13 protein-coding genes are annotated in these 12,231 nt (G+C 70.9%); 5 read left to right on the forward strand and 8 right to left on the reverse strand.

Annotated elements, in window-relative coordinates; all coding sequences use genetic code 11:
* Positions 1 to 455, reverse strand: a 455-nt coding sequence (locus tag SSOG_RS53975) for an alcohol dehydrogenase catalytic domain-containing protein (RefSeq protein WP_009717460.1), incomplete at its 3' end; no start/stop codon positions are given.
* Between the two features lie 101 nt (positions 456 to 556).
* Between SSOG_RS53975 and SSOG_RS27145 the strand changes: the two genes are divergently transcribed.
* Together SSOG_RS27145 and SSOG_RS27150 are read left to right on the forward strand one after the other, a co-directional pair.
* The gene (locus SSOG_RS27145; RefSeq protein ID WP_009717461.1) at positions 557 to 1,198 is read left to right on the forward strand and encodes a TetR/AcrR family transcriptional regulator; all 642 of its coding nucleotides are present in this window, start codon (positions 557 to 559) and stop codon (positions 1,196 to 1,198) included.
* Between the two features lie 3 nt (positions 1,199 to 1,201).
* Entirely contained in the window at positions 1,202 to 1,636 is a 435-nt protein-coding gene (locus SSOG_RS27150) for a glutaredoxin domain-containing protein (RefSeq protein WP_009717462.1), read from the forward strand.
* Between the two features lie 9 nt (positions 1,637 to 1,645).
* On the opposite strand, the gene SSOG_RS27155 is transcribed toward SSOG_RS27150, so the two are convergent.
* On the reverse strand, positions 1,646 to 2,053 hold the full coding sequence (locus SSOG_RS27155; protein ID WP_009717463.1) for a DUF3592 domain-containing protein: 408 nt from the start codon (positions 2,051 to 2,053) through the stop codon (positions 1,646 to 1,648).
* Positions 2,054 to 2,179: 126 nt separating this feature from the next.
* Between SSOG_RS27155 and dacB the strand changes: the two genes are divergently transcribed.
* Entirely contained in the window at positions 2,180 to 3,745 is a 1,566-nt protein-coding gene (gene dacB / locus SSOG_RS27160; RefSeq protein WP_009717464.1) for a D-alanyl-D-alanine carboxypeptidase/D-alanyl-D-alanine endopeptidase, read from the forward strand.
* Here the strand turns inward: dacB and yicI are convergent.
* The 6 genes from yicI to SSOG_RS27190 form a co-directional block, all read right to left on the reverse strand.
* The gene (yicI, locus tag SSOG_RS27165) at positions 3,726 to 6,014 is read right to left on the reverse strand and encodes an alpha-xylosidase (protein ID WP_009717465.1); all 2,289 of its coding nucleotides are present in this window, start codon (positions 6,012 to 6,014) and stop codon (positions 3,726 to 3,728) included. The genes dacB and yicI overlap by 20 nt on opposite strands.
* A 24-nt stretch (positions 6,015 to 6,038) precedes the next feature.
* Positions 6,039 to 6,803 (reverse strand): carbohydrate ABC transporter permease, encoded by a 765-nt coding sequence (locus SSOG_RS27170; RefSeq protein WP_050800352.1) that lies wholly within the window; start codon positions 6,801 to 6,803, stop codon positions 6,039 to 6,041.
* 53 nt (positions 6,804 to 6,856) lie between these two features.
* Positions 6,857 to 7,756 carry a carbohydrate ABC transporter permease gene (locus tag SSOG_RS27175; protein WP_009717467.1) on the reverse strand — a complete coding sequence of 300 codons (900 nt, stop codon included), beginning with the start codon at positions 7,754 to 7,756 and terminating at the stop codon, positions 6,857 to 6,859.
* On the reverse strand, positions 7,753 to 9,069 hold the full coding sequence (locus tag SSOG_RS27180; protein ID WP_039938816.1) for an ABC transporter substrate-binding protein: 1,317 nt from the start codon (positions 9,067 to 9,069) through the stop codon (positions 7,753 to 7,755). Before SSOG_RS27180 ends, SSOG_RS27175 begins: the two co-directional genes overlap by 4 nt.
* A gap of 192 nt (positions 9,070 to 9,261) precedes the next feature.
* Positions 9,262 to 9,546: a hypothetical protein gene (locus tag SSOG_RS27185; protein WP_009717469.1), complete on the reverse strand. Its 285-nt coding sequence runs from the start codon at positions 9,544 to 9,546 to the stop codon at positions 9,262 to 9,264.
* Complete coding sequence (locus SSOG_RS27190; RefSeq protein ID WP_039938818.1) at positions 9,543 to 9,911, reverse strand: DUF6247 family protein; 369 nt, start codon at positions 9,909 to 9,911, stop codon at positions 9,543 to 9,545. Before SSOG_RS27190 ends, SSOG_RS27185 begins: the two co-directional genes overlap by 4 nt.
* Before the next feature lie 197 nt (positions 9,912 to 10,108).
* Between SSOG_RS27190 and SSOG_RS27195 the strand changes: the two genes are divergently transcribed.
* Together SSOG_RS27195 and SSOG_RS27200 are read left to right on the forward strand one after the other, a co-directional pair.
* On the forward strand, positions 10,109 to 11,503 hold the full coding sequence (locus SSOG_RS27195) for a nitrate/nitrite transporter (RefSeq protein ID WP_009717471.1): 1,395 nt from the start codon (positions 10,109 to 10,111) through the stop codon (positions 11,501 to 11,503).
* A gap of 173 nt (positions 11,504 to 11,676) precedes the next feature.
* Positions 11,677 to 12,231 (forward strand): uroporphyrinogen-III synthase (locus tag SSOG_RS27200; RefSeq protein ID WP_009717472.1); only part of this gene is annotated, 555 nt, incomplete at its 3' end.

The following is a 12,231-nucleotide window of genomic DNA, read 5'->3' on the forward strand; positions in this document are numbered from 1 at the left end:
AGCTGGACGGCGTACCGGCCGACGCCGCCGGTGGCGCCCGTGATCAGGATGCGGCGGCCGAGGGTGTCGCCGATCCGGCGCAGGGCGCGCAGCGCGCTGCCGCCCGCGACCGGGAGGGTGCTGAGGGCGGCGGGGTCGGCGCCCGCGGGCGGGACGCCGATCAGGCCGGTGTGTACGGCGCGCAGCTCCGCCCAGCCGCCCGCCTCGCCGAAGGTGACGACGGGCGTTCCGGCGGCGGGGCCGGAGCCGTCGGCGGCGGCGCGTTCGATCACCCCGGCGGCGTCCCAGCCGAGCACCGTGCCGTCGGGGGCCTCGGTGCGGTGGGCGGTCTCGCCGTAGTTGAGGGAGGTGGCGGTGACCCGGACCAGCGCCTCGTGCGGGGCGGGCTTGGGATCGGCGGTCTCGCCGAGACGGAGACCGGAGGGGGCGGAGCTGTCGACGAGCAGGGCGCGCATGGGGGCGTTCACCTTTCGCGGGAGGTGGTGACGGTTTCAGTTATGCCACTGAGTGGCATAAGCGTGCAAGTGGCGTTCGCGTCCGCGTTACACTCGGCGTCGTGACTGCCGCCCCCACCCCGTCGCTGCGCGAACGCAAGAAGCTGCGCACCCGTCAGGCGCTGATCGACACCGCGCTGGAACTGTTCACCGAGCGTGGCTTCGGTGGCGTCACGCTGGATGAGCTGTGCGAGGTGGTGGAGGTCTCCAAGCGCACGTTCTTCCGCAACTTCACCAGCAAGGAAGACGTCGCGATGGCCCCCGAACAGGACCTCTGGCGGGCCTTCCTGGAGGAGCTGGAGACCACGGCCCCGGACGGGCTGCCGCTGGTGGAGCTGGGGCGGGACGCGCTGCTGGCCGCGCTGGAGCGGATGGCCGACGAGGGCTGGGCCCGCCGGGTCCTGCTCAGCCGTCGGCTGGCCGAGCGGACGCCCTCGATGGCCGCGCACGGCCTCCAGTTCTGCGAGGCCACGACCCAGGGGGCGCTGGAGATCCTGCGTCGCAGGTTCGGTCTGGGAGGCGGGGACGACGTACGGCCCCGGCTGGCCGTGGACATGCTGATCGCCGCGCATCACTGCGCGATGGCGGGCTGGGTGGACCAGGCAGGAGGTGCCGCGCCCCCGGCCACGCCCGACCTGGCCGTACGCCTCCGCGAGGCCGTGGCCGCCCTGCCGGGCAGCCTCACGATGTCCGTCGAGGGCTGACCGATGCGCGCTTGGACCCTGCCGATGCTGCTGGTGCTCTGCGGCTCCGCGATCGCGACCGGGCTGATCTTCCGGGGGAGCGTCGGCGCGGCCGCGGCACTCCTGCTGGTGTTCGTGCTGCTCGCGGGCGCCCACTCGCCGCTCGTCTTCCCGAGGTCGATCGGCGCGCTGGAGGCGCAGCGCCGCAGCGCGGCCGACGGCCGGCCCGTCGTCTACTGGCGGCCGGGCTGCGCGTACTGCCTCAGGCTGCGCACCCGGCTGGGCCGCCGCGCCCGCCGGGCGCATTGGGTCGACATCTGGCGCGACCCGGCGGGAGCAGCCGTGGTGAGGGCGGCCAACGACGGCAACGAGACCGTGCCGACGGTCGTCGTCGCGGGCCGACCGCACACCAACCCCGATCCCGACTGGGTGCGCGAACAGCTCCCCGGTGCGGTCTGACGGCGGGTGTCAGCTGAAGGCGATCCACAGGCCGAAGCCGAGGAAGACCGTGCCGGTCAGGGCCAGGCCCGCCATCGGGCCCACTATGTGGCGCCGCATCCAGACCCGGGCTTTCTGCGATTCGCCCGGGAGGTACATCACGTCCACCGTCCGGCCGGTCGCCAGCCCCAGGCCGACGCCCTGGATCGCGGTCGTGAACTCCACCTCGTAGCCGTGATGGTCGTGGAACCGGATGACCGGCGTCTGGGTCGGATTCCGGTTCCGGGACTGGTGGTCCACGACGTTGGCGACCACCTGCCCCTCCGTACGGACACCCGTGCGGCGCAGCCGTCCCACCAGCCGGGCGTCGCGCCAGGCGCAGGCGTACAGGAACAGGCCGACCGCTATGCACAGCAGTTCGGCTCCGGGCACGGCCATCGTTACGTCGCCTCTCGTCGTGTTCGGATCCCCCTCCCCACACAGGGGACGCGATGATCCGGAACTTCGGTTGCCACCCGTACGCGCTCTGTCGCGGCGCGGCGGGGTGCGGGATCCTCCCGTGGCATGAAGAGACCACTGAACCGTCGTGCGCGCGCCTGGAGCTGGCCCCTCGTCATCGGGCTGGTCTGCACCCTCACCTGGAGTTCACCGGCCGGGGCCGACGCCTCGCGCGGCGGCGGGCTCGGTGAGGCCGTCGACCGCATTCTCGCCGACCCCCTGCTGAAGGGCGGGGCCGCCGGGGTGGTGGTGGCCGACGCCGACTCCGGCGACGTGCTGTACCGGCACCGGGCCGATGACCGGCTGATGCCCGCCTCCAACACCAAGCTGTTCACCTCGGCCGCCGCCATGGGGCTGCTGGGGCCCGATCACACCTTCCGGACCGATGTCCTGGGCGAGGGCACCCGCCATGGGAGCACCCTGCGCGGTGATCTTTATCTGCGCGGCACCGGTGATCCCACCCTGCTCGCGGAGGACTACGACCGGCTGGCGAAGGACGTCGCCGACGCGGGGATCACCCGGGTCACCGGGCGGTTGATCGCCGACGACACCCGGTTCGACGCGCAGCGCGCGGGCCGTTCCTGGGCGGCGGACGACGAGTCGTCGTACTACGCGGCGCAGATCTCCCCGCTCACCGTCGCCCCCGACACCGACTACGACGCGGGCAGCGTCATCGTCGAGGTCGCGCCCGGGGCCGCCGCGGGGGAGCGGCCGAAGGTCACGGTCACGCCCAAGACCGGTTACGTACGTATCGACAACCGGGCGACCACCGGGAGCGGCGGTCTCACCGTCGAGCGCGGGCACGGCACCAACACCATCACCGTCAGCGGGGCCGTCGCACCCGGGGCACCGACCGCCAAGGAGTGGGTCAGCGTCTGGGAGCCCACCGGGTATGCGGCCGCCGTGTTCGCCGACGCGCTGAAGAAGCATGGGGTGCGGGTCGCCGGGGCTCCCCGGCTTGGGGAGGGCACGCCACAGGATGCGCGGCCGCTCGCCGCGCATCAGTCGATGCCGCTCAAGAAGCTGCTGATCCCGTTCATGAAGCTGTCGAACAACATCCACGCCGAGGTCCTCACCAAGGCCATCGGCTACGAGACGGCGGGCCGGGGCACCTGGAGCGCGGGGCTGGCCGCCATGGCCGACTGGCTGAAGAAGCAGGGCGTGGACACGGGAGCGGTGCGCCAGGTCGACGGGTCCGGGCTGTCCCGGATGGACAACATCGCGGCCGGGCAGTTCACCGAGCTGCTGCTGGCGGCCCGTCAGCAGCCCTGGTACGCGGAGTGGTACGCATCGCTGCCGGTGGCCTGCGCCCCGGACCGCTTCGTCGGCGGCACGCTGCGCTCACGCATGTGCGGCACTCCGGCCGCGGGTAACGCGCGGGGCAAGACCGGCTCCCTGACCGGCGCCTCCGGGCTCTCCGGGTACGTCACCGACGCGGACGGCCGGGAGCTGGTCTACAGCATCGTCCTCAACAACTACCTCGCCCCGTCGGTGAAGAGCCTGGAGGACGCGATCGTGGTGACGCTGGCGAAGTCCGGCGAGGGCCGCACCGAGGGGGTGCGGCCCCGGGCCGTACGGGGTGCGCAAGCAACGGACCTGGAGTGCGCCTGGGTCAAGCCCCGTCACTGCTGAGCGCCAGCGTCAGGGCGGCCGTCCCCGCCTCCGCGTCGGCGGACGGCCCGCCCACCACCTCCACCCGCCACGGCGCCGGAGCCCGGTCGACGGCTTCGGCGCGCAGCGTCTCCCCGTCCCGTACGACGGTGAACGCGACCGCCGTCGAGCCGTCCGGGGCCGGGACCCGCACGGTGACCCCGGTGCCGGGCAGGGCGGAGGGTTCGTACACCCGCAGCGTGATGCCGTCCGCCCAGTCGGCGTCGGGGCGGTCGTACGCCGCGCCGAACGGGATCACCGCGCCCGGCCGGGCCAGCAGCGGCACGCTCAGGAAGCCGTGCCGCTCGCGCACCCAGCGCGGGCCGCGCACCGTGCGGCCGCTGAGCACATGGGTCCACACCCCGTCCGGGACGTAGTACGCGACCTCGCCCTCGTCGTCGAAGACCGGCGCGACCAGCAGATCGCCGCCGAGCATGTACTGCCGCTCCAGACCCGCGCACCCCGGGTCGCCGGGGAATTCGAGGACCATGGCGCGCATCACCGGCACGCCCTCGCCGTGCGCCTGCCGCGCCGCCTCGTACAAGTACGGCATCAGCCGCAGCTTCAGCCGGGTGAAGAAGCGCAGCACCGCGACCGACTCCTCGTCGAAGTGCCACGGCACGCGATAGGAGGACGAGCCGTGCAGCCTGCTGTGCGAGGACAGCAGCCCGAAGGCGATCCAGCGCTTGAAGAGCGCGGGGTCGGGGGTGCCCTCGAAGCCGCCGATGTCATGGCTCCAGAAGCCGAAGCCGGACAGCCCGAGGGAGAGCCCGCCGCGCAGCGATTCGGCCATCGCCTCGTACGTGGACTCGCAGTCGCCACCCCAGTGCACCGGGTACTGCTGGCCGCCCGCGGTCGCGGAGCGCGCGAAGACGACGGCCTCGCGTTCACCGCGCCGCTCGCGCAGCGCCTCGAAGACGGTGCGGTTGTACAGATGGGTGTAGTAGTTGTGCATCCGCTCGGGGTCGGAGCCGTCCGCGTACACCACGTCCAGCGGCACCCGCTCGCCGAAGTCGGTCTTGAAGCAGTCCACGCCCATGTCGAGCAGCGCGGTCAGCTTCTCCGCGTACCAGGCGCGCGCGGCGGGGCTGGTGAAGTCGACCAGGGCCATGCCGGGCTGCCACAGGTCCCACTGCCACACCGAGCCGTCCGGCCGTTTCAGCAGGTGACCGGCCGCCTTGCCCTCGGCGAAGAGCGGGGAGCGCTGCGCGATGTACGGGTTGATCCACACGCAGACGCGCAGGCCCCTCTCGCGCAGCCGCCGCAGCATGCCCGCCGGGTCGGGGAAGACGCGCGGATCCCAGGTGAAGTCGCACCAGTGGTGCTCGCGCATCCAGAAGCAGTCGAAGTGGAAGACGGAGAGCGGCAGTTCGCGCTGCGCCATGCCGTCCACGAAGCCGCTGACCGTCTCCTCGTCGTAGGAGGTGGTGAAGGAGGTGGACAGCCACAGCCCGAAGGACCAGGCGGGCGGCAGCGCGGGGCGGCCGGTGAGGGCGGTGTAGGTGCGCAGGATGTCCTTCGGGGTGGGCCCGTGGATGACGTAGTACGTCAGCTCCTGGCACTCGGCGCTGAACTGGACGCGGGAGACCGCCTCCGAGCCGACCTCGAACGAGACCTGGCCGGGGTGGTCGACGAAGACGCCGTAGCCCGCGTCGGTGAGGTAGAAGGGGATGTTCTTGTACGCCTGTTCGGTGGCGGTGCCGCCGTCGGCGTTCCAGATGTCGACGGTCTGGCCGTTCTTCACCAGCGGGCCGAAGCGCTCGCCGAGGCCGTACGCGGAGGTGCCGACGCGTAAGAGCAGCCGCTCGCGCAGATAGTGGTGTCCGTCGGCAGTCTCCATGATGCCCGCGTCCTTGGGCCCGCTGCTGGTGAGCGTGCGTCCGTCCGCCTCGAAGGCCACGCGCCAGGGGCCGGTGCGGGCGATGCGTACGGTGAGCGGGCCGGAGGTGAGCCGGGCCTCGTCCTCGTCACAGGAGACCTCCCCGTACGAGCCGTCGGCCAGCTCGAACGACGGGCCCGGCGAGGTCCCGCCCGCGAAGTGGGTGAGCCGGACCCCGATCACGCCGGGCAGCGGCGCGGTGCAGGTCAGGGTGAGGACCGGGCCCTTGAGGAGGTCGCCGCGGTGGCGGACCGGATGGGTGGGGGCGTGCACGGTGAGGTGCCCCGGGCCGGTCTCCACGTCGAGGACCCCGGTGGGATGGGCGGCGCTGACGCCCTCGCGCAGCAGCCAGTAGCCGTCGCTGAACTTCATGCGGGGCCCTCCTCGTTGTGTGAGTCATTTGACCGCGCCCGCGGCGATGCCACGGGTCAGGGTCCGCTGGAAGATCAGGAAGAAGATGACCGCGGGGACCACGCCGAGCAGGGCGGCCGCGTTGGTCATGGTGGCGTCCATCAGCCGCTGGCCCTGGAGGACGCCGAGGGCGACCGACACCGTCTGGTTGTCGTTGGAGATCAGCATCACCAGCGGCAGCAGGAACTCGTTCCAGGTCCAGATGAAGAAGAACACCAGCAGCACCCCGATGGTCGGGCGGCTGACCGGCACCACCACCCGCCACAGCACCTGCCACTTGTTCGCGCCGTCGATCCGGGCCGCCTCGACGATCTCCCGGGGGAAGGCGCCGAGGACGGAGGAGAACAGATAGGTGCCGAACGCGGCCTGGATCACGATGAAGACGAGGATCACGCTCAGCCGGGTGTCGTACAGCCCCACCTCCTTCGACAGGTAGTAGACGGGGTAGACCAGCGCCTCCTGCGGCAGCATGTTGGCCAGCACGAAGAAGGCCAGCACCCAGGGGCGGCCCTTCACCCGGCCGATGCCGATGGCGTACGCGTTGAGGACGGACAGCACGGCGGCGCCGATCGCGACCGATCCCGAGATCAGTACGGAGTTGATCAGCTTCTGCCCGAAGTCGACCCGTTCCCAGAAGTCCGCGATCCCGTCGAGGTAGAGCCCCTTCGGCAGGCTCAGCGGCCCGTTCGCGGAGTACTCCGCGGGCGACTTGACCGCGTTGAGGGCGACCACCAGGAACGGCAGCACCATGAGGACGGCCGCCACGATCAGCGCGGCCAGCACCGGATATCGCCTGAGAGCCCTCACCGCTCCTGGTCCTCCGCCCTCGTCTGGAGGCGCAGGGCGACCAGGGCCAGCGCCAGGATGATCACGGTGAGCACGGTCGAGACCGCGGAGCCGTAGCCGACCTGCGTCGTCTCGAAGAACGACTGGAAGGAGAAGTACGAGGGGACATTGGTCGCCCCGCCCGGACCGCCCTTGGTGAGCACGTACACCGCGCCGAACACCTTGAGCGCGGCGATCGTGCACCACAGCAGGACGACGGAGATCTCCGGGCGGATCTGCGGCAGCGTGACGTGCCAGAACCGTCGCCACCACGAGGCGCCGTCCAGCTCGGCCGCCTCGTACAGCGCCGGGTCGACGCGCTGGAGCCCCGCCATGAACACCACCAGCGGAAAGCCCAGCTGGACCCACACCATCACGCCCATCACGCTGTACAGCGCGAGGTCCGGATCGCCCAGCCAGTCGTGGCGCAGCGAGCCGAGGCCGACCGCCTTCAGCAGATCGTTGAGGGCGCCGTCCTCGGGGGCCAGGATCCAGCTCCAGACGATGCCCGCCACCGCGATCGGCAGGACCTGCGGCAGGTAGAAGCAGGCGCGCAGCACGCTCGCGGTGCGGGAGCCGAAGTGCTTGCCGACGAAGTCGAACAGCCCGGCGGCCAGCACCAGACCGAGCGCGGTCGGGATCGCCGCCATCGCCACCACCATGGCGAGGCTGTGCCGGAAGGACTCCCAGAAGGCGTCGTCGTCCAGCAGCGTCCGGTAGTTGTCGAGACCGGCCCACTCCGGGGTGCCGACGCCCTGCCAGTGGGTGAAGCTGATCCCGGTGTTCATCAGGCTGGGTACGACGATGACCGCGAGGAACGCCAGCGCGCCGGGGATCAGGAAGAGCGTGTACGGGTACTCGCGCTGCTGCCTGCTCATCCCTTCGGCGCGCCCGCCTCGTACGCCTTCTCCAGCGCGTCCAGGTAGGCGTCCGGCTTCGCGTCGCCCGTCATCAGCTTCTGGGTCTCGGACACGAGGGTGTCGTAGAAGCCGGGCACCGGCCAGTCCGGGTAGAAGGCGAGACCGCCGCCGTCGGAGTAGGCGGTGAAGTCCTGGATCAGGCTCTTGGCCTTGGGATCGGTGATCGCGGCCGGATCGGCGGCCACGGGCACGCCGCCCTTGTTGCCCAGGGTGTTCTGGATGCCCTTCTTCATCGTGATGTCGATGAAGTCGTACGCGAGCTGCTTGTTCTTCGCGCCCTTGGGGACGACCCATAAATTGCCGCCGGAGCCGAGGGTCAGCTTGGAGCCGGGGAAGGGGAACGTGCCCCACTCGTCCTTGATCTCCGACTTGAAGCGGCCGAACCACCAGCTGCCGGAGAAGAACATCGGGTACTTCCCCGCGATGAACGCCGCGCCCGCGTCCTCGGCCTTGGTGCCGCTCGAACTCTTCGCGATCCAGCCCTTCTTCACCCAGTCGGCGAAGGTCGTGGCGCCGTAGGTCCAGGCGGCGTCGTGGAAGTCGGGCTTGCCCTTGTACTGCTCGTACGCGTCCACCCAGGAGCGGTCGGCCTGGGAGAGGGCCAGCTGGTAGACGTACTGCTGGGCGGGGTATTCGGCGCCCGCGTTGGCGAGCGGGGTGATGCCCTTGCTCTTGAACGCTCTGAGGGCTGCGGTGAACTCCCCGAAGGTGGTCGGGACCTCCACCTTGTGCTTCTTGAAGAGGGTCTTGTTGTAGAAGACCATCGTGTACTCGGCGTAGTTCGGCACCCCGAACCACTTGCCGGAGCCCATCACGCCCTGCGCGTCGTACCGGCTGGTGGTGCGCACCCCGGGGCTGAGCGGCTTGTCCCAGCCGCGCTTGGTGACCTCCGGGGAGAGGTCGGTGAGCAGCCCCTGCTTGGAGAGCAGCCCGGTGGTGGCGTTGCCCTTGTTGTACTCCATGAGATCGGGCGCGCTGTCCGAGCCCAGCACCATCGAGGCGGTCTTTCGAATCTGTTCGAAGCCCTTCTCCTCGAACTTCACCGTGACGCCCGGATGGCTCTTCTTGAACTCCTCGATCGCCTGCTTCCAGGCCGCGCCCATGGCCCCGTTGGGCGCCTCGTAATGCCACAGCGTGAGCGTCTTGCCGTCCCCGGCCTCGTCCCCACCGCCCCCGCATCCCGCCAGGACCAGGGCCCCCGCGACCGCGGCCGCGATGACGGTCCCCGTTCGTTTCGTCAGTCGTCCCGTCCGTTTCCGTGCCGTCAACATCCACTGCCTCCGGGAGGGTTGGGAGGAATGTGCACGTGCAACGTTCGTCGAAGCGCTTCGATGGGCAGAGGTATAAGCGGGCGCGCGGAGGTATGTCAATGGCGTTGACAAAATGCTGGGGAAGCCCGTGGATCAGGCGCACGGGGGCATACGTCGGGCCCGCCCCCGGCCGGAGGCGGGCCCTGGCGTGCTCTAGAGCTCTTCGTACGGCGGAATCACGCGGGTGATGACGATGAACCGCAGGCGCGGCATGGCCAGGAAATACAGCCAGCCGTCACCGCCGATGCCGAGGCGGCGCAGACCGCCGGGGGCGCCGTGCTGGGGGCCTTTGCCGATGTCGGTGACATCGACGCCCATGGCGGCGAGATCGACCAACTCGTTCGCGATGCGCTCGACCTCGTTGACCACGTAGCCGGGAAGCCCGGCGACGACATGCGCTTCGTCGGGGTCGTACTCCCAGCGCCACGCGTCGCTCACGCGTCTCCTCGCTTCAGCCCGGCCTCGGCGAACGCGGCGTCCAGAATGCGGCCGATCTCCGCGATGGCCTCGCGTGCCTGGACGATGTCGTCCGAGCTTGAGGCCAGCGTTTCCAGCTCGCGGAGACGGTTGGCCCGCGCGGGGTGGCGCGCGATCGCCACATTGACCGACCACTGTCCGGTGAAGCTGCGCAGCGGGGCCGCACTCACCTCGGCGCGGGCCTGCTGGACGGCTTCCGCACGCTCGGCGTCGAACGCGGCCAGGGATCCGGGGGCGACCTGCGCCACCGCCGCGCGCAGCGCCTCGGGCGTGGCGGTCGGCTGCGGGGGCACCGGGTCGTACGAGTGATCCGGCTGGGTGCTCATGCGATCCTCCGGCGGGGCGGGCGGGCGGTGCACTCGTACGGTACCGGGAACGTACGACACGGGGTGGGTGTCGGACCCCTCACCGCACCCCGCCTCCTTGGGTGAGAGCAAGGTTTCGTCCCGGTCACCTCTCGCCACAGGCCGGTAATGCGGCGTCCCTACTGTCGGCAGCGACACCGAGCACTGTGGAGGCCCTGATGACTGCCCCGACCACCACCCCCGCCCGCAAGGGGGGCCGCTGGATCGAGGAGTGGGATCCGGAGGACGAGACGTTCTGGCAGGAGAAGGGGGAGCGGATCGCGACCCGCAACCTGATCTTCTCCATCCTCTCCGAGCACATCGGCTTCTCCATCTGGAGCCTGTGGTCGGTGATGGTCCTGTTCATGGGGCCGGAGTACGGGGTCGACCCGGCCGGGAAGTTCTTCCTGGTCGCGATGCCCACCCTGGTCGGCGGGATCCTCCGCGTCCCGTACACCTTCGCCGTGGCCCGCTTCGGCGGCCGCAACTGGACGATCATCAGCGCCGCGATGCTGCTGGTGCCCTCCATCACGGCCGCGGCGGTGATGGAGCCCGGCACCTCGTACACCACGTTCATGGTGGTCGCGGCGCTCACCGGGGTCGGCGGCGGGAACTTCGCCTCCTCCATGACCAACATCAACTCCTTCTACCCGCTGCGCAAGAAGGGCTGGGCCCTCGGGCTCAACGCGGGCGGCGGCAACATCGGCGTGCCGGTCATCCAGCTGATCGGCCTGCTCGTCATCGGCACGGCCGGGGCCTCCCACCCGCGGCTCGTGCTGGCCGTCTACATCCCGCTGATCGTGGTCGCGGCGGCCCTCTCGGCGCTGTTCATGGACAACCTGGCGCCGGTGAGGAACGACGGCGGGGCGGCCCGGGAGGCGGCGCGCGACGCCCACACCTGGATCATGTCGCTGCTCTACGTCGGCACCTTCGGCTCGTTCATCGGCTACAGCTTCGCCTTCGGTCTGGTGCTCCAGAACCAGTTCGACCGCACCCCGCTCCAGGCCGCCTCGCTCACCTTCATCGGCCCGCTGCTCGGCTCCCTCATCCGCCCCGTCGGCGGACGGCTGGCCGATGTGTACGGCGGGGCGCGGATCACGCTGTGGAACTTCGCCGGGATGGCCATCGCCACGCTCGTGGTCGTCTACGCCTCCGCGCAGAAGTCCCTGCCCGTCTTCCTCACCGGGTTCATCGCCCTCTTCGTCCTCAGCGGGCTCGGCAACGGCTCCACGTACAAGATGATCCCCGGCATCTTCCAGGCCAAGGCACTCGCCCGCGGGCTCACCGGCGAGGAGGCCGCGGGCTACGGGCGGCGGCTGTCCGGCGCGGCGATGGGGCTGATCGGGGCGGTCGGCGCGCTCGGCGGGATCGGCATCAACCTGGCCTTCAGGGAGTCGTTCGGCAGCGCCCACTCCGGCACCCCCGCCTTCGTCTCCTTCCTCGCCTTCTACGCCCTGTGCTCGGCGGTCACCTGGGCCGTATACCTCCGCCGCAGCCCGGCGAAGGCCCGGCCCGCGGGAGCCGGTGCGCCGGAGGCGCAGACGGCGCGGCAGCCCGCCTACGCGGATGTGTGAGCCCACACCTTCCAGGGGCGTACGGTCATAAGGCGTGCCCGTGACCGTACGCCCCGTTACACCCGGGAAACCTCCGTGAACCGCATCCGTCACGGGACGGCGCCAGGATGACGACTCACCCCAAGGCGCGCATACGACAGTGAACCGGGACGAGAGCCGAGAGTCAGAGCCACATGCAGCGAGACCACCACCAGGCGACGCCGACCGTCGGACCCCTCGAGGGGTTCACCGTCGGCGTCACCGCCGCGCGCCGCGCCGATGAACTCGGCGCCCTGCTGCTGCGGCGCGGCGCGGCCGTCCTGCACGCGCCCGCGCTGCGGATCGTACCGCTCTCCGACGACTCCGAACTGCTCACCGCCACCAAGCAGTTGATCGACCACGCCCCTGATGTGGTGATCGCCACCACCGCCATCGGCTTCCGCGGCTGGGTCGAGGCCGCCGACGGCTGGGGGCTGGGCGACGCCCTGCTGAACCGGCTGCGCGACATCGAACTGCTGGCCCGCGGGCCCAAGGTGAAGGGCGCCGTACGGGCCGCCGGGCTCACCGAGAAGTGGTCCCCGGCCTCCGAATCGATGGCCGAGGTGCTCGACCGGCTGCTGGAGGAGGGCGTCGACGGCCGCCGCATCGCCGTCCAGCTGCACGGCGAGCCGCTGCCCGGCTTCGTCGAGTCGCTGCGCGCCGGGGGCGCGGAGGTGGTCGGCGTGCCGGTCTACCGGTGGATGCCGCCG

The sequence above is a fragment of the Streptomyces himastatinicus ATCC 53653 genome (assembly GCF_000158915.1).
Classification (GTDB): Bacteria; Actinomycetota; Actinomycetes; order Streptomycetales; family Streptomycetaceae; genus Streptomyces; species Streptomyces himastatinicus.